Below are 17,464 nucleotides of genomic sequence, written 5' to 3' on the forward strand. Positions count from 1 at the left end.
AGTCTTTACTGAGTTTGGAAATAGTATTGAGATAATGGCTGACGAATCGATACTGTTCCGGCTCAATATCATCATCGTCCTCCTGTGTAGTCTCCTTTTCGTACTGCTTTTTTCGGTACTTCCACCGGAGCTTTTGGCCGCCGGTCTAATTTTGTTCGTTCTCATCTCTCCCGTGATTCTCTGGCAGGTGTTTGGCGTATACTAGTATAGAGAACCGTTCTCTGACAGCTGTTTCTGAATCAATGACCACGATAACCGTCCTGCTATTCTGGCAACACGGAATCGCCACGCCCTCCCCAGCCGATTTCTGCTCACGGGCGCGCAGCGTCCGTTCGCACGGTTCGCGGAACCTACGGTTCCGCGCTAACGCTCGGTCACTCCGTTCCCTCGCTCATCCCTCGCACAGTGTCGTCGGCCGGCCTCGCTGTGCTCGCGGTACCCTTCGGCCACCGCTCGCTTTCCGAGGCGCTCACTACGTTCGCACCTCGCGACACTCGGCCGACCGACAGCGCGCACCACCGGACACCGACTGACCGGTCCGTGGTTCATGGTGTTCGGTCAGTGGTTGCTCAGGGTTCAGTCCTGAGGATGCCGGATCGCGCGCCATCGCGGGCGGGGTGACTTGACAAGCTTTAATGGCTCCATGCCGTTACATAGAGGTAATGGCTTTTGAGGACCTGCTCGAGGACCCGGTAATCCAGAAATATTTGCACGAGCTGGTCGGTCCCAAGGGGATGCCCGTCGCGGCGGCGCCCCCGGACGGCGAGGTGACTGACGAGGAGCTCGCGGAGGAACTGGACCTCGAGTTGAACGACGTGCGGCGCGCGCTGTTCATCTTGTATGAGAACGATCTCGCCACGTATCGGCGGCTGCGCGACGAGGACTCGGGGTGGCTGACCTACCTCTGGACCTTCGAGTACGACAACATTCCGGAGAACCTCGAGGAGGAGATGTACCGGCTCCGCGAGGCGCTCGACGAGCGCCGAGAGTACGAGCGCAACCACGAGTTCTACCTCTGCGAGATCTGTTCCATCCGTTTCGAGTTCGGCGAGGCGATGGACTTCAACTTCGAGTGCCCCGAATGCGGCTCGCCGCTGGAATCGATGGATAACAATAGACTGGTCACTGCGATGGACGACCGCCTCGACGACCTCGAGGACGAACTCAACATCGACGCGGACGCCTGATGGTCGTACTCGCAACCAAACTGTACGTCGACGGAGACGCCCGCGAGCGGTCCCTCGATTCGCTGCGCTCGCTCGTGACCAACGAGATCGGCGAACTCGACGTGGAGTTCGAGATCGGCGTTCGTCACGACGATTTCCCGTCGGTGACGATCGAGGGCGAGGACGCCACCGTCGCGCGGAACGTCCTCCGCGAGGAGTTCGGCGAGATCGTCCCCGATCTCGAGGCCGGCGAGACCTACATCGGGACGCTCGAGTCCTGGGACGAGGACGGGTTCGTCCTCGACGCGGGACAGGGCGAGGGCGTGCGGATTCCGACCGACGAACTCGGTCTCGGCCCGGGATCGGCGACGCAGATCCGCGACCGCTATGGGCTGGTCCAGCATTTGCCCCTCCAGTTCGTCTACGGCGGCGATAGCGACGACGCAGATAGCGAGCCGTCCCGGCTCGCCGACGCCGAGCAGGACCGCCTCTACGAGTGGACCCGCGGCGACGGTCGGCTCAACGTCAACAGCGCGACCCGAGCCGAGGTACGGGCCACGCTCAACCGGGCGGGCCACGCACAGGACTACGTGACCGTGGAGCGCCTCGGCCTGCTCGAGCAGAGCGTCATCTGCACCGAAAACACCGATCCGCCGGGGCTGCTCGCGAGCGTCGGTGAGTACCTCCCGGCCGAACTCCGCTGTGTCGTTCCCTAGCATGAATCGACGGCTCGTTCTCGCGGCGGTCGCGGTCGCACTGCTCGCAGGGTTAGCGGGGTGTTCGGCGCTGTCCGGCGGGATATCCGACGAGCAACTCGATCGAGAGGGGAACTACAGCGACCTCCGCGACAGCGATGCCGACGTCGCCATCGATCTCGAGGACGGCAGCCTGATCGAAGACGGCGAGTTCCGGGCGGTCTACGACCTCAACGGTACGGGGGAACTGTCGCTGTACCGATCGTCGCTCTACCGCGACGAACCGTTAGAGATCAACAGCGTCCGCTACTGGTACCCTAACGGTACCGAGCTAACGGGCTCGGAGCTCGAGGTCGAGCAAGGGCAATCGGAGACGACCGTCCAGGTACCCGACGAGAACGGGACGCTCGCGTTCTCGGGCGAGGCTGGACGGAAAACGTTCCAGTTGCCGGCGTACGTCGAGGGCTCCTACGAGGTCACGGTCCCCGAGGGCCATCGGACGTCGAACTTCCTGTTCGGAGACGTCGCGCCGAACGGCTACGAGCGCGAGGTCGTCGACGATCGCGAGCGTCTCTACTGGGAGAGCGTCGACACCACGATCTCGCTTCGATACTATCTCGCGCGGGATATCACGCTGTTCCTCGGCCTCGTGGGAGTCGTCGTCCTGTTCGGCGGGATCGGAATCGCCTACTACTACCGGCAGGTCATACGGCTCCGCGAGGAGCGAGAGGAGTTCGGCCTCGACGTGGATGCCGGTGACGACTCGGACGGCGGACCGCCCGGCTTTCCGTGATCGATCGCCGCCGAGACGCCGTACTGGCTCCGAGACGAAATCGCCCTCAGGCGTGGATCGCCCGCTGATCGAGCCAGAGGACTTCTTCACCGTCGATATCGAGTCGGCCCTTGACGTGGGACGTGTCCAGTCTCGGGGCCTCGAGCGACGCAGTTCGAACCGTTCTGGTCACGTCGACGTCGTCGACCAGCCACCCGTAGTAGCGGCCGTCGTCGTCGGTGACCGAAAAGACGAGCAGTTTCGGGTCGTCGACGCGGGCCGACGTCCGGGACGTCGAGCCGAATATCCGGGGTAGGTCGACGACTCTGACCAGTTCGCCGGCGACGGTGATCGTCCCCGCGTTCCACGGATCGTCGGCGTCCGCCAGGGAGGTACCGTCCGTGACCTCGAGCACGGAGGCCGTCGACTCGGCCCTGACGCAGTATTGCGTTCCCTCGAGACCAAACATAAGAATTTTTACACTGACGCCGGTGTCGGTCCCGTTACCGTTCGAGGACGTACCCATTCTCCCTGAGGGAGGGACGTTGTGAGAATAAGCCTTCCGATGGACCACATACAATGATACATACATATACGGAGGAGAGAACGAATTCAGAGGAGTCCGAGAGAGCCGTGTTGTTGCTCGCGTTCGGTGGCGAACCATATGGAGTCGATAAATGTCCAGCCACCATTGTCAGTTCAACAACGTTATTTCCACCACTGAGGTGGGCAACGATTCGACTTCGTGAGCGACGCTGAAGCGAGCTGGAGGGATCTGGTGAATCGGAGACCGACACCACACAAAATGGCAAATTATTGAACTACCACGGTGGAGTCAACGTTTTATTGATGGAACTTGATACACGAACAGGACTATGGCCCCGGATCTCTCGGAAAAGCTTCTCGGAATGGATACCGACGACGACCGAACTCGCGATTCGGATGGTGACGAGGGTGAGCAGGAGCGACTCGTCCAGTTCATCTTCGTCGGTATCGGTGAACACCGCCTCGCGCTGCCGGTCGACGCGGTCAGGACCATCACTGAACCGTCGGACGACTTGACGCGAGTCCCGCGTGCGCCCCCTGCCATCGAGGGGCTGATGGACCTTCGCGGCGAAATTACTGCCGTTATCAATCCGACGGTCCACTTTCCGGTGACCGAATCCCGCCCGGGTCGTGAGCGCCTGCTCGTGCTCGATCGGACGAGCGACCAGCAGTCGGTCGCGATTCGAGTTGACGAAGTTATCGGCGTCGAGACGGTCGCAGAGAGCGACATCCACCACGCCGATGCGATCGAGGGAAGCGAATTCTCCGGGGACGTCCTCGAGCATCCCCTACTCGTCGCACTCGTCACCCAGGAACGGAAGTCACGCCTCGATGCCGGAGGTTCGGTGTCGGATGGGCCCGTCGACGCCGCTGCGAGTGGGGCACCCGAGACGGAGCTCAACGGTGTGTCCGGTACGGGTGGTTCCGCGGCGCTGTCGTCAGCCCACGGAACGGCCGGTGGGCTCGGTGAGTCCGTCGGGGAGGCGTTCGAGATCGAACCGACCGAGGAAGCCGCAGAACCGGACGACGGCGGCGAGGACGAGGAATCGATCCAGGAGGTCGTCGTCGAAGCGACCGCACTGGTCGATGTGGACCGCCTGCTACTGGCGTCCGGTCAATCCGACTGAATCGAGGAAACGGCCCAGATCTGATACGGCCTTTTGAGTGGTGTCTTCGGGGCGTATTCGACGTTTATCACGACTGATAATCGAGAGAAAGCATTTATGGTAGTTGTATCTCTACGAAAGTTTGGTGTACTACTGAATGTCGACAGGGGTGCTAATCGTAGACGACTCTCATTTTATGCGGAATCTACTGCGTCAGATATTAGAGCAGGATTACCGCATTCTCGGAGAGGCGTCAAACGGCGCTGAAGCCGTTAAACTGTACAAAGAACACGATCCCGACATCGTTATGATGGACATCGTGATGCCCAAATGCAACGGCATCAAAGCGACCGCGGCGATCAAAAAGATCGATCCGGACGCACGTGTCATCATGTGTACGAGCGTCGGACAGCGTGAGAAAATGAAACTCGCCGTGAAGGCTGGCGCGGACGGCTACGTCACGAAACCGTTCGAAGAGCCCAGCGTCAGAAAAGCACTTTCAGACGTCGTCGCTGCATGACGCGAGTACTCGTTGTCGACGACTCGAAGTTTATGCGGACAGTCGTCGGCAACGCGCTCGAAGCGGCAGATTACGACGTCGAAACGGCCGCAGACGGGTCCGAAGCCATCGAGGCCGTGGCCGCGTTCGACCCCGATGTCGTAACGATGGACGTCGAGATGCCCGGAATGGGCGGAATCGACGCCGTCGAGCGAATCATGACGACGAATCCGACCCCGATTCTCATGCTCAGCGTTCACACTGAACGCGGGGCGGAGGCCACGCTCGATGCGCTCGAGCGGGGGGCCGCGGATTTCCTTCACAAGCCCGACGGCTCCGGCTCGCGGAACATCGCTCATCTCAGCGACGAGGTCGTCGAGAAAGTCGACGATCTCGCCGACGCCGACGTCTCGTCGGTGGCGCTCGCTCGAGCCTCCGCGACGGCCTATGCGACCCGGGCCGGGCAAACCAGCAGCGCAGGCCGAGGGGCCGATCGCAATGCCGTCGCCGGCGGTGGGACTGACGTCCCACTCGGGGGCGACAGCGGAGCGTCCGGACCCCGGATGGGTCCCGGAATCGGATCGAAGTCGGACGAGGATGCGACCCCGGTCGCCCTCGAGGGAGAACGAACGGTCGCGCCCACGATCGTTCTCGGTGCGTCGACCGGCGGGCCGAAGATCGTCGAACGGGTGTTCGAACGACTCCCGCCCGAACTCGAGGCGAAGGTGCTGGTCGTCCAGCACATGCCCCCCGGGTTCACGGAGCGGTTCGCCGAACGGCTCGATTCGCGCAGCGCGTACGACGTGACCGAAGCCGCGGATCGAGATCGGCTCCATCCCGGCGAGGCCGCCGTCGCGCCCGGGAACTTTCATCTCGAGGTGGCGAACGACGTCGGCGACGCGCTCCGATTGCGTATCGACGACGGCGACCGAGTCCACGGCGTCCGGCCGGCGATCGACGTGACGATGAACAGCGCGGCCGAACGAGTTTCGGACGGGCTCTGTGGCGTCGTCCTGACCGGAATGGGACGAGACGGGGCGGCCGGAATCGAGGCGATCAAGGCCGCGGGCGGTCGGACGATCGCACAGGACGAGGCGACGAGTCCGGTCTTTGGCATCCCCTGTCAGGCAATCGAAACGGGCTGTGTCGACACTATTGCGCCCGCTGACGGCATCGTCGGCGCAATCGTCGACGCGTTTACGACGGACGGTGAGAACGATGACTGATTATCTGACAGACTTCGTTCAGGAAAGCGAAGAACGGATAACGGAACTGAACAACGCCTTACTCACCCTCGAGCGAGATCCCGATAACGAGGAGGCGATGGAGAACATCTTCCGGATCGCACACACCCTCAAGGGTAACTGCGGGGCGATGGGGCTGGAATCGGCCAGCGATCTCGCCCACGCGATCGAGGATCTGCTCGACGCCGTCCGCGCCGACGAGATCCCGGTGACGACCGATCTGATGGACAGCATCTTCGACGCCGTCGACGAACTCGAGACGATGGTGGACGAGGTCGCCGACGACGGCGAGATCGAGACCGATCCCTCGGCGACGATCCGAGCGCTTCGGGACCATCTGGCGGAGTCGGACGACGCGATTGCTGGGATCACGAGGCCGACGGCCGACGAGATCGCAGACGTCTGTTCGCGGTTCGACCCCCCAGCAGACGAGGGTCACGACGTCTATCTGGCCCGTCTCGCGATCGCCGAGGAACCGGGCGTCAATAACGGGAAACTGGTCGTCGATGCGCTGATCGACGCGTTCGATCTGATCGGAACGGAGCCCCCTCGCGAGACGATCGAGGCTGCGGAATACGGCGGCAGCTTCGACGCGGTCTTCGCGACCGCAGTCGGTGAGGCCGCGATCGCGTCCGGACTCGAGCCGGTCGAGGAGGTCGACGACTTCGAAATCGTCGACGCCACCGACGGGTTCGACGAGGAGTCGGCGCCAGCACAGCAGGCCGAGGAGGCCGAACCTGGTAGCGATATTTCGTCCGACGAAGCGATGGACCTCGCGGTTGACGACCTGCTCGACGAGTTCGACGAGTTCGACGACCTGGACGAGATGGTCGAAGACGTCGAGGACGAGGACCTCGACGCGTTCGAGGACATGGGCGAAGCCGGCTCGTTCGACGACCTGCTCGACGACGCGGACGTCGACGAACTCGACGCCGAACCGGGCGAACCGCCGGCCGATTCCCGCGAGGACGACGCGAAATCTTCCGAACCGGCATCAGCCGACGCGGCTGGCTCCGGTGGGGAGTCGACGGACGACGCCGAAGACGAAGAAGTCGAGGACGCCGGCGCGGTGTTCAACGAACTCAAAGACGAAGTCGAGATGGTCGGCTTCGACGAGCTCCAGGACGAACTCGAGGAGCTCGAGTTCGACGAGTTCGACGACGAAGAGGAGGTCGATATGGACGAACTCCTCGGCGACGAGGCGGACGACGATTCGTTCCTCGAGGACGTAGAACCGTCCGAAGACGAAGTCGACGACATTCTCGTCGATGCGGATCCCGCCGATGACGGTGAGAGCGCGTCCGACGAGGCCGCCGGCACCGAGGAGACGACTGTGACGACGGACGCCGACGTGGCGTCGCCAGCGAACGGGAACGGGTCCGACGCGACCGACGCGATCGAGTTCGATGACGACGATGGCGTCGCGGCGACGGATACCGAAGACGACGTGACGGCGACGACGGGCGAGGCGGACGCATCGACCGCCGACGGTCTGGAGGCGTCACCGTCAGCCGAGGACGACAACTCCCAGCCAGCCGATTCGGAAGCCGCCGTGCCAAGCGACGGGCCGACTGACGGGACTGGTTTCGAATCGGAGACGTCCGACGACGTACCAACCGAGGAGGACGCCGTTGTTGACGCGAGGAGTGACGAAGAGGGTGGTGCGGAGACGACGACAGACGAACCGGTCGCTGACGGTACGGTGGCTGACGACACGGTGGCCGACGAGGCCGACAGTGGCGCTGTCGTGGACGCGGACATCGCTGACGATGACTCGGACGATGCAGGTGCTGACGAAGATCCATCCGATACGGTTGGTATCGAAGACCCGATAGCGTCGCCTCCTGCTGACGAGAATCCCGCGGAGGAGATGCCGTCGGGTACCGATACGGACGATGAGAACGAGGATACAGACGACGCGACCGCGTTCGATTCGGACGAGATGGCCACGTCTCCGTCGGCCGAGGAGAGCACCGAACCCGGTGACGAACCCGCGACGGCCGACCACGAAACCGACGAGACTGCAACGGCCGACCTCGAAACCGACGAGACTGCAACGGCCGACCACGAAACCGACGAGACTGCAACGGCCGACCTCGAAACCGACGAGACTGCGACGTCCGACGAGCCGGACGACGCCGTGGAAGCCGAGACCGTCGATGAGTCGACAAGCGAATCGTTCGGCGACGCTGTCGAAAGCGAATTCGAACCGACGGCGACGTTCGACGACGACCTCGAGTCGGCCGAGGACGACTCGGATCCGTTCGAGGACGCCGGTTTCTCGGACTCGGATGACGACTTCGAGGATGTCGGCTTCTCGGACCCCGATGACGGCGCATTCGACGACCCGCTCGAGGAGCAGCCCGACGACGAGGCGTTCACCGGAACCGAGGAGTTCGACACCGCTGACTCCGGCTTCGATTCGCCGTCGGCGGATCCCGAAACGGCCGTCGACACGAGTCTGGAAACCACCTCGTCGTTCGGCGACGATGCGGCCGATTCGGACGACGACGAAGACGTAGTGCGAACCGTCGAGGAGCCGGAGATGGAGATCCCCGATATCTCCCTTCCGGAGACGTCCGATCGACCGGACACCGAGTCCGAGGCCGGCGAGATCCAATCGGTCCGGGTCGACGTCGAGCAGATCGACTCCCTGCTCACGCTCGTCGAGGGACTGGTGACGAGCCGGGTCCGACTCCGGCACGCGGCGGACGAAAGCGACGGGGGGACGGCACTCGACAAAGAACTCGACGCGCTGTCGGATCTGACGACGGATCTCCAGGAGACGGTGATGGACATCCGACTCGTCCCGTTGCAGACGGTGACCAACCGGCTGCCGCGGGTCGTCCGTGACATCGCCCGCGATCAGGACAAGGAAGTCGCCTTCGAGATGACCGGCGAAGACGTCGAACTCGACCGGAGTATTCTCGACCGGATCGGCGATCCGCTGATTCACCTGGTTCGCAACGCCGTCGATCACGGGATCGAACCGCCCGCACAGCGCGAGGAGGCCGGCAAACCCCGCGAAGGTGTGGTCGAAGTCCGTGCGGAACGGGCGCGCGACCAGGTCACGATCACGGTCGAGGACGACGGTAGCGGACTCGATCCCAGCCGGTTGCGGTCCGAAGCCATCGAGGCCGGGGTTCTCGACGCGGCGGAAGCGGAGTCCATGCCCGACGGGGACGCCTACGAGTTGATCTTCCATCCCGGCCTCTCGACGGCCGACGAAGTAACGGACGTCAGCGGCCGCGGCGTCGGGATGGACGTCGTCAAACGGACGATCGAGGATCTGGACGGCACCGTCTCGGTCGACAGCGACGAGAACGAGGGGACCACGGTCACGATGACGCTCCCGGTGACGGTCGCAATCGACGAGATCCTGTTCATCGAGAGCGGCGGCGAGGAGTTCGGCATCCCGACCAAGGCCGTCCAGGATATCGAACCCGCTACCGCGATCGAGACGATCGGAAACGAGTCCGTCCTCGCCGGCGAAGACGGCGAGTATCCCGTCATCCAACTGGCCGACGTCCTCGAGACGCCGGCGCCAGGTGGAAACGGCAACGGGATGGTCGTCCGCATCCGCGACGACGTCCGCGAGGTAGCGCTGCACTGCGATCACGTAGAGGGCCAACAGGAGGTCGTCGTCAAGCCGTTCGAGGGCGTTATGGGCGGCATTCCGGGGCTCAGTGGTGCGACGGTGCGGGGCCGAGGGGAAGTAGTCAACATCCTAGATGTGTCAACACTATGAATAAACGCGAACACCCACACCAACGGAGGAATCCATGACGATGATGGTCGATATACGCAAGCTGAGCTTCATAAACGAGATGGCGAAAGTCGGGACGAACGGCGTCGCCGACAACATGAGTAAACTGACCGGCGAGGACGCCCACATGGAGGTGACCAAGACCAACTTCATCGACGTCGAGGACATCGAGTCACAGCTCGACGGCGGAAAGCGGGTCGGCGTCCGCGTCCGACTGTTGGATCCCCCACACGGGCACATCCTCATCCTCTTCCCCGAGGCGAGCGCGAAGAAGATCACGGCGATCATGCTTCGCGACGTCGTCGATGACATGGGAGACGTCTCCGGCAAGATGGCCCGAAGCGCAGTCGAGGAGATGGGCAACATGATGGCGAGCGGGTTCATCGACGGCTGGGCCGACGTGCTCGGCCGGGCGATCGACATCGCCGCGCCGCAGCTCGTCTACGCACCGACGGAAGACATCGTGACCCGGACGGCGAGTCTGGGTGGCGACGACCTCGCGCTGTTCTTCGATTCGGACCTGTCGGTACCCAGTTACCAGATCGAGGCCGAGATCTACGCCTTCCCGGACTTAGAAGAGTTCGTCGAAATGGTCAACGGCATCGAAGTCCAACCCGCATGAAACTCGACGTCAACGCGCTCGGCACGTTCTACCGGATGGCGCGAGAGGGAGCCGGAATAGCGGCGGGCCGACTGACCCACATGCTGGACGTCGAAACGAAAGTCGGCGTGACCAAGCTCAACTTCATGCGTGGGCAGGAAATCCGCCGCGAATTCGAGGATTCGACGGAGAAGGTCGGCGTGCGGGTCAAGCTGACCGGCGGCATCGAGGGCTACTCGGTGGTCGTCTTCGAGCGCGAGAACGCGCTCCGCATCGTCGAAACCTTGCTCGCCGAAGCCGGCCCCGACGCGGACGTCGACACCGGCGTCAGCGACCTCGACGGGTTCGACGAGATGACCGAGAGCGCAGCCACCGAGGTCGGTCACATCATGAACAGCGGGTTCATCGACGGCTGGGCCGACGTTCTCGAGACGGTCATCGACGTCTCGACGCCCGAGTTCGTGGAGGGCAAAACCGCCGAGCCGTTCTTCGGCGACATCGACGAGGCGCCGGTCGAAGACGACCTCGCCTTGCTCTTCCAGAGCCGGATCGAAACCGTCGGCACGGAGGTCGGGTTCAACCATTACCTCTTCCCGAAACGCGAGTCGATGTCGAAGCTCTTGGAGCGACTGCGCACCAGCGAGGGCATCGAGTACGACAAACTCGACGGCTTCGACCGGATGGCCGAACGCGGCGCCGAGGAAGTCGCCAAGACGGCGACGACCCTGACCGGAATCGACACCAGCGTCGACATTCGGCGGCTGAACTTCGTTTCGCTCGAGGCGATTCCGGAACAGGTGGCCGACGAGAAACTCGTCGGGGTCGCCTTCGAGTTCGACGGAATGCCGAGCGGGTACCTCCTCTTCCTGTTCGACGAGGAGTCGGCCCACGAGATCGTCGATGCGATGGTTCCCATGGAGGTCGACGAGGAGGGCTTCGGCGAGATGGGAACCAGCGCGATCAAGGAACTCGGCAACATCATGGCCAGCGGGTTCCTCGACGGGTGGGCGAACGTCCTCGATACGACGATCGATCACTCGACGCCGGAGTTCATCCACGACATCGGCGCTGCGGCGGTCGATCCGGTAATCATCCAGCTCGGGGAGAATCAGGACTACGCGTTCGTCTTCGACACGGTCGTCGTGGCCGACGGTCGTGAGTTCGACTGCGAAGTCTACGCGATCCCCGACGAGTCGGATCTCGAGCGGGCGCTGAACAACCTCGACGTCGATCGGATCGAAGAGGCGCCGACGACGGCGGAGTTTCAGGAAGTCGATAACACATGAAAACGTACGGCACCGAACCAGGCGCACCGACGCCGGTCCAGGTCGGCATCTCGGAACTGGTCGTCAGCGACGGCGACGATACGCTCAAGTCCTACGGACTCGGTTCGTGTCTCGCCATCGCGCTGTACGATCCGAACTCCGAAATCGGGGGGCTGGCACACGTCATGTTGCCCGACGGTGACGCTGCGGACAACAGCGACCGCAAACCCGGAAAGTACGCGGACACGGCGATCCGCGCACTGCTCCGGCGAATGGTCGAGCAGGGAGCCAACTACACCGCCGTCGAAGCGAAGATCGCCGGCGGCAGCGACATGTTCGAATTCGAGAGCTTCGGCGACGGCGTCGGGCAGCGAAACATCGCCGCTGCGAAGACGGAGCTGGAGAAACTCGGCGTCCCGCTCGAAGGGGAAGACGTCGGTGGCGAACACGGCCGAACCGTGGAGTTCACCCCCGGGACGGGGATGCTCACCGTGAAAACAGCCGACGGCGACAACGGAGTGACGGAGTTGTGAGCGGCGACGGTGCTGGCGCCGCCGGCACTGATCCCGATACCGGTACCGACAGTGACGGTGCGACCGACGGTAACGATGCCTTCTCCGACCTACTCGCGTTCGTCGAGGACGAACTGGCCTTCGCGACCAGTCACTACAACGACAGCTACCTCGACCGACGCGTCTCCTCGCGGATGCGGCGCACACAGAGCGAGACCTACGACGCCTATTTCGAGAAGCTGCGCACGGATCCGGCGGAACAGGAAGCGCTGCTCGAGGCGCTGAGCATCAACGTCACGGGCTTCTTTCGAAATCCCGACGTCTGGGAGGGGATCCGGACGATCCTCCGCACGCTGTCCGCGAACAACACCACCGTCCGCGTCTGGAGCGCTGCCTGTGCCGACGGTCGGGAGCCGTACTCCCTCGCGATGCTCGCCCACGCCGACCCTCAGATCGACGAGTCCAAGGTCTACGTCCTCGGAACCGACATCAGTTCCCCCGCGCTCGAAACCGCTCGAGCGGGCGTGTACGAGGAATCGCGAACGATCGATCTCGACGATCAACTCTCCTTTCTCGACGACTACCGAGAGTACGTCGCCGTGGACGGTCGGACCTATCGAATCAATGACGAAATCAAGCGAAACGTCCGCTTCCAGCGCCACGACCTGATCAACGACGAGCCGAAGTCCGGGTTCGATCTCGTCACCTGTCGGAACCTGTTCATTTATATCGACAACGAGTACAAGGAGCCGATGCTCGCGACGATCGCCCGGTCGCTCCGGACGGACGGCTACCTCGTCATCGGCAAGGCCGAAACGATTCCGCCGACCCTCCAGTCGACGTTCGCCGTCCGCGAAGCCCGCCTCCGAATCTACCAGCGTGAACCGCCTGGAACGGACGGCGAGACGACCGATCGCCGTTCGGACTCGTAACGCAGCCCGCGCGGATAGGGACGCCGGATCGCTTCTGAAACGACCATCGCGGAGAGCTGTGTCCTCGATCTCGCTACGCCGGGTTCGGCCGCTGGAAGACAACCAGTTATTACATGGCGGTTCGCCGAGTATATCCGACGAATGCCTTCGCTCGGCCTCCGTTCGTTCGTCGCTCGCAGCGCGGCGCTGGTCGATTCGTCCCCGCCGCAATCCCGTCAGGAAACCCGGACCTGGCTCGTCGAGCCGTTCCTCGAGACGCTCGGCTGGGACCTCCGTGCCGACTCGTGCGTGACGGACCGGACCGTCGACGAGACGCGACTCGCGTACGTCCCGACGGTCGACGGCGTTCCCGCGCTGGTGGTCGCCATCGAGGCGTACGACGAGTCACTCGAGAAGTCCCGGGCGAACGCGCTACAGACGGTCATGGCCTGGACGGGCGTCGATCGCGCGATCTACACGAACGGCCGGGAGTACCTCTTGCTATCCGGATCGACCGACGCCGACTCCCACGCTTTCACACTCTCCGAACTCGCGGACAACGACTCCGCAGTCGGGGAGTACTCGAGAGCCACCGTCGGGCAGCGCCTCGAGCACCACTCCCGGACCCACGTCGCCAGACAGCTCGCCATCGAACGACCGCGGCTCGTCGATGCGATCGTCGATCAGCTGCTGGCGGCCACCCGTCAGGGAGACGTGTACGCCGGCGAGCTCGAGTCCGCTACCGGGCGATTTCTCGACCAACTCGTCGTCGCGTTTGCCGACGACGGCCCGGACGATCAGGAGACGACAACGGACGTCTCGATTCGATTCAGTGAGTCGGCGATCACCGACGACGAGACGACGAATACCGATCCCGACGCAGCGTCCGAAACGACCGCTGACGAACCGACCGGCGACGGCACTGCCGAAGCCGGGCCGAACACGACCCAGCCCAGTTGGGAACGCACTCCCGACTCGAGCGAGGACGCCGGCTTCGAGTGGGACACCGACGACACCGCTGGACCCGAGTCGGACGACCGAGCGGGAGCCACTGCTCGAGACACTGACGCCGAGACGGACGCGCAAGCGGGTACCGAAGACGGAGGGACAGACGGAACAGGGGACGGCGAATACGTCGTCCGCTTTTTCAACGAACGCGGCTCGATCGGAGCGATCGGCCACTCGACGCCGGAGGGGGCACTCGTTGGTACAGCCGAATATCTCTTCGACCGCGGGCTTTCGGGTGTCACAGTCCCCTGGAGTCCGGACGATGCCGACGACACGGTCCTGAACGCAGACCCGACCCACGCCGACGGGACGCCGATGAGTGCGTCGACGCAGCTCTCGAACGGACTCTATCTCGCCACTGCAGGCGATGTCGACGACCACGCTGCCCGCATCGAGGCCCTGGCCGCTCGCGCGGGACTGCGAGCGATGCTGTCCGGGGACTGGGAAGCCGAATGAACGAGTCGAAAATCGGCGACCGGATCAATACTCGACGTCGACGTCGACGATGGTAACGACTATTCGGCCGGAGTCGTCGAACTCGCACGTGCCCGTGGTCCCGGTTCGCTCCCAGTCGCCGCCCTCGAGCGTCGAATTCCAGGCGGCGTCATATTCCGTGTCCACGACGGAAACGTTCACACGATCTCTCTCGGTGTAGACCTTGCTGCTCCGATTTTCCACGGACATGGTGAATCCGAGTCCACCGCTGGTCTGTATCGACCCTTCATCTGCCGAAACGGTCACCAGAGAGACGACTGCGGTGTCGCTTCCACAGCGAAGCTGTGGTCGTTTGAGGACGTGACTCCAGGTTCCCGACTCCTCCTGGCGGACGAGGCCGCCGCCTTCGTATACGATCCGCGTTCCGTCCGACGTGTACGCGAATTCGCCCAGATCAGCGGTTTCCCCGCTTCCGTAGTCGTCAAACCGCGAATCGGAGTCGTGAATCGGATCGTTGTCGTCGATCGAGATGTTGAGTTTCGTTCCGCTAGCACCGGTACTGGCCCTCCCCTCTCGAAGCGACAGTTCGCCGTACCGTTTCTCGATTCCGCCGTAGCGCAGGACGTCGTTAAAGTTGACCGTCAGCGCCTCCATTCCGCGTTCGGCGTTCCGAAGCTGTTCGTTCTCCTGATAATCCGTCATGGTCTGCATTCCCATCGTGGACAACAGCGCGACGGAGCTGAGGATAATCCCGAAGACGAGAATGAACGCGAGCACGTCGGAAACCGCACGGGTATCCGCCGGGTCTCGTCCAATCGTTATCGTGCCTTTCGGCTTCATTGTGACCAACTCCTGATCGAGATCTCATCGGCTGACCCGTCGTAGACGATTTCGATCGTCCCGCCGCGTGCCGAACTCCCGTAATCGATATTTTCCTCGGTCTTGATCGGGACGTGGACGACGACGTTGGTGTTCGATGCCGACAGTATCAGACAATCGGTAGACCCATCGAGCAACGGGGCCTCGCAGTCTTCGCCCAACTCGACGGTGTATCGAGAGTTCGCGACCGTCCGCGGATGGTCGGCCGTGATGGTCACGTCGTCGCCGCTCGTTGCGGCGATCCGATCGACGTTTCCGATTTCGTTGGCCATCTGTTCGCCGATCGTCTCGAGCGAAGCCTCGGTACTGCGTTCCGTTTCCGTCTCGAGCATGGTTCCGGCACTCGTCAGGAGGCCGGCGATGAGGATCGTCGTGATCCCGATCGTCAGGACGTGCGTGACCGTAATCGAAACGGCACGGTCTCGGTCTGTGTATCGTTCGATCATGGTCATTCAGTCGGGCAATCGTCCGGCTCGATGGTCTTTTCCTGTTCGTAACTGAGGCTGTTCGAATCGTACGTGATGGTCACATCCAGTTCTAATGGGCTGAAAAACGTGTTATCGACGCTGATGTTCACGGCTACAGGTGTCGACTTGGCTGTCGTATTCTGATAGGCTTGGTCGAAATCTGACACGTTCTCTTTCACGTGATCCGTCGTCAAGCTACCAGCCAGATCGTCATCGAGTTCCGCAAGCACACAGCCGACGCCCTGTTCAACCTCGTATTCGACCATGTCAGCGTTGCCTGCACTTTGAGTTGTGCCCCCCGATGACAGGGTTTCTGTGTAGAGAGCGCCGTTGAAGACGACGACGATACCCAGAATGATGAACGCGAGCGTGATCGCGCCGATGAGGATCAGTTGGGCGCGATCGCGCGTGTGGCTCACCATAGTATCACCCGCACTTCCACGACGTTGTAGATGGCCGTCTCGTCACCTGGATTCCGTTGTGGGATCGATTCGTCCCCGTCGGCCGCTGCTTCTTCCAGAGTGCGGTCATCACCGTCCCACGTAATGTTCTGGTCATTATATGTCGTAACGGTATAGCTCGCCGTCAGGGCACTGGCCGGTGGGTTTCCCTGATAGACGATCGTCCGATTGCTGGTTTCGGTGTGGAGTTCGACGTTGTAACTCCACCCGGTCTCGCTGAATCGATCCTTCAGCAGGCGACCGAGGTCGGATTCGTTCGCGAACCGGTCGACGGAGTAGGTTCGATTCGTTTCGCCGGGCGCAGGCGGCTGATCTGTATTGTTGAATCCGCCGGTCCCGTCCCAGTATCGGGTCGTGTTCGAGAGGTTTCCGTCCTGGTTCGAAACGACCATCATATCTCGTGCCTCCTGCTGGACCTGTTCCTGGACCGTTCGATCGGCCAGTCCGCCCGTCGTCGGCGTGATCACGACTGACTGTAGCGCGAAGAGGACGGCCAGCAGGACGACCATGGCTCCGATGAACCCCTCGAGAGTATACGCCTGCCCGCGTTCGGTGTGGTTAATATCATCCGACATACTATCACCAGACCCTCACGACGAGCCGACAGGCCGGGTCACAGTCACCGCTGCCGGCGGAAATTCCGTCCCCGTCGAGCGTAACGATACGTGCGGAACTCGCCGCAGACTGGTCATCGTACACATCTCCACCGGACAGTTCGGACGTGTCGACGGCGGCTCCGCCGAACGTCTCTACGCTGACGTTCACCCGATCGAAGACGACGTCGTCGCTGTCGCTCGCCCGAAGCCCGAGCTCGGCCGTCAGGTTCTCATCCGTGTATCGACCGTCGAACTCGCTTCCGTCGATCTCGTTTGGCGTCTCCGTCGAGACGTCGTGGACGATCAGATCGGCGATTCGGTCCGCCTGTGCCGTCTCCGCACCGCCGACCGAGGAGTCGTACGGCGTCACGACCGACGGGAGAAACGAAAACACGAACGCGATCGCCAGCAGGAAGACGCCGATACCGACGGCGAAGTCCTGCGTGGTCTGTCCCCGATCGCCCAGCGAAATCGAGACCGTCCGCGGTCGCCTGGCTTCCGCCCGACTGGAGTCCCGCGTGCGTTTTCCACTCAT

Annotated in this window: 19 protein-coding genes; 13 read left to right on the forward strand and 6 right to left on the reverse strand. The window is 62.8% G+C overall.

Features of this window, described 5'->3' with window-relative positions; translation table 11 throughout:
* Window positions 1-34 precede the first annotated feature (34 nt).
* The 4 genes from LDB05_RS01330 to LDB05_RS01345 all read left to right on the forward strand — a co-directional run bounded on the left by LDB05_RS01330 (window position 35) and on the right by LDB05_RS01345 (window position 2,654).
* Window positions 35-205 carry a hypothetical protein gene (locus tag LDB05_RS01330; protein ID WP_226006132.1) on the forward strand — a complete coding sequence of 57 codons (171 nt, stop codon included), beginning with the start codon at window positions 35-37 and terminating at the stop codon, window positions 203-205.
* Between the two features lie 457 nt (window positions 206-662).
* The gene (tfe, locus tag LDB05_RS01335; protein ID WP_226006133.1) at window positions 663-1,187 is read left to right on the forward strand and encodes a transcription factor E; all 525 of its coding nucleotides are present in this window, start codon (window positions 663-665) and stop codon (window positions 1,185-1,187) included.
* Window positions 1,187-1,882 carry a DUF2110 family protein gene (locus LDB05_RS01340; RefSeq protein ID WP_226006134.1) on the forward strand — a complete coding sequence of 232 codons (696 nt, stop codon included), beginning with the start codon at window positions 1,187-1,189 and terminating at the stop codon, window positions 1,880-1,882. Before tfe ends, LDB05_RS01340 begins: the two co-directional genes overlap by 1 nt.
* 1 nt (window position 1,883) lies before the next feature.
* Entirely contained in the window at window positions 1,884-2,654 is a 771-nt protein-coding gene (locus LDB05_RS01345; protein ID WP_226006135.1) for a DUF5803 family protein, read from the forward strand.
* 46 nt (window positions 2,655-2,700) lie between these two features.
* On the opposite strand, the gene LDB05_RS01350 is transcribed toward LDB05_RS01345, so the two are convergent.
* Window positions 2,701-3,159, reverse strand: a complete 459-nt coding sequence (locus LDB05_RS01350) for a chemotaxis protein CheW (protein ID WP_226006136.1) — start codon at window positions 3,157-3,159, stop codon at window positions 2,701-2,703.
* Between the two features lie 349 nt (window positions 3,160-3,508).
* On the opposite strand from LDB05_RS01350, the gene LDB05_RS01355 reads away from it, so the two are divergent.
* The 9 genes from LDB05_RS01355 (at window position 3,509) to LDB05_RS01395 (ending at window position 14,547) form a co-directional block, all read left to right on the forward strand.
* Window positions 3,509-4,306, forward strand: coding sequence for a chemotaxis protein CheW (locus tag LDB05_RS01355; RefSeq protein ID WP_226006137.1), 798 nt, complete (start codon window positions 3,509-3,511; stop codon window positions 4,304-4,306).
* A 136-nt stretch (window positions 4,307-4,442) separates the two neighbouring features.
* A complete protein-coding gene (cheY, locus tag LDB05_RS01360) occupies window positions 4,443-4,805 on the forward strand; it encodes a chemotaxis protein CheY (RefSeq protein ID WP_006181855.1) in 363 nt (120 codons plus the stop codon).
* Window positions 4,802-6,010, forward strand: a complete 1,209-nt coding sequence (cheB, locus tag LDB05_RS01365) for a chemotaxis-specific protein-glutamate methyltransferase CheB (RefSeq protein WP_226006138.1) — start codon at window positions 4,802-4,804, stop codon at window positions 6,008-6,010. Before cheY ends, cheB begins: the two co-directional genes overlap by 4 nt.
* Complete coding sequence (locus tag LDB05_RS01370; RefSeq protein ID WP_226006139.1) at window positions 6,003-9,776, forward strand: Hpt domain-containing protein; 3,774 nt, start codon at window positions 6,003-6,005, stop codon at window positions 9,774-9,776. Before cheB ends, LDB05_RS01370 begins: the two co-directional genes overlap by 8 nt.
* 34 nt (window positions 9,777-9,810) lie before the next feature.
* Window positions 9,811-10,416: a chemotaxis protein CheC gene (locus LDB05_RS01375; RefSeq protein ID WP_226006140.1), complete on the forward strand. Its 606-nt coding sequence runs from the start codon at window positions 9,811-9,813 to the stop codon at window positions 10,414-10,416.
* Window positions 10,413-11,681: a chemotaxis protein CheC gene (locus LDB05_RS01380; protein ID WP_226006141.1), complete on the forward strand. Its 1,269-nt coding sequence runs from the start codon at window positions 10,413-10,415 to the stop codon at window positions 11,679-11,681. Before LDB05_RS01375 ends, LDB05_RS01380 begins: the two co-directional genes overlap by 4 nt.
* Window positions 11,678-12,193, forward strand: coding sequence for a chemotaxis protein CheD (locus LDB05_RS01385; RefSeq protein ID WP_226006142.1), 516 nt, complete (start codon window positions 11,678-11,680; stop codon window positions 12,191-12,193). Before LDB05_RS01380 ends, LDB05_RS01385 begins: the two co-directional genes overlap by 4 nt.
* Window positions 12,190-13,104, forward strand: coding sequence for a CheR family methyltransferase (locus LDB05_RS01390; protein WP_226006143.1), 915 nt, complete (start codon window positions 12,190-12,192; stop codon window positions 13,102-13,104). The genes LDB05_RS01385 and LDB05_RS01390 overlap by 4 nt, the downstream gene beginning before the upstream one ends.
* A gap of 141 nt (window positions 13,105-13,245) precedes the next feature.
* Window positions 13,246-14,547: a hypothetical protein gene (locus LDB05_RS01395; protein ID WP_226006144.1), complete on the forward strand. Its 1,302-nt coding sequence runs from the start codon at window positions 13,246-13,248 to the stop codon at window positions 14,545-14,547.
* 24 nt (window positions 14,548-14,571) lie between these two features.
* Here the strand turns inward: LDB05_RS01395 and LDB05_RS01400 are convergent, their stop codons facing one another.
* From LDB05_RS01400 to LDB05_RS01420, 5 genes are read right to left on the reverse strand one after another with little or no spacing between them, the layout of a single operon-like run.
* Window positions 14,572-15,366: a DUF7289 family protein gene (locus tag LDB05_RS01400; RefSeq protein ID WP_226006145.1), complete on the reverse strand. Its 795-nt coding sequence runs from the start codon at window positions 15,364-15,366 to the stop codon at window positions 14,572-14,574.
* Window positions 15,363-15,851, reverse strand: coding sequence for a DUF7266 family protein (locus LDB05_RS01405; protein WP_226007854.1), 489 nt, complete (start codon window positions 15,849-15,851; stop codon window positions 15,363-15,365). Before LDB05_RS01405 ends, LDB05_RS01400 begins: the two co-directional genes overlap by 4 nt.
* A 2-nt stretch (window positions 15,852-15,853) precedes the next feature.
* Window positions 15,854-16,294 carry a hypothetical protein gene (locus LDB05_RS01410; protein ID WP_425498585.1) on the reverse strand — a complete coding sequence of 147 codons (441 nt, stop codon included), beginning with the start codon at window positions 16,292-16,294 and terminating at the stop codon, window positions 15,854-15,856.
* A complete protein-coding gene (locus LDB05_RS01415) occupies window positions 16,288-16,908 on the reverse strand; it encodes a DUF7288 family protein (RefSeq protein WP_226006147.1) in 621 nt (206 codons plus the stop codon). The genes LDB05_RS01410 and LDB05_RS01415 overlap by 7 nt, the downstream gene beginning before the upstream one ends.
* 4 nt (window positions 16,909-16,912) lie before the next feature.
* Complete coding sequence (locus LDB05_RS01420; RefSeq protein ID WP_226006148.1) at window positions 16,913-17,464, reverse strand: DUF7287 family protein; 552 nt, start codon at window positions 17,462-17,464, stop codon at window positions 16,913-16,915.

Origin of the sequence: Natrinema salinisoli, assembly GCF_020405205.1 — an archaeon.
Classification (GTDB): Archaea; Halobacteriota; Halobacteria; order Halobacteriales; family Natrialbaceae; genus Natrinema; species Natrinema salinisoli.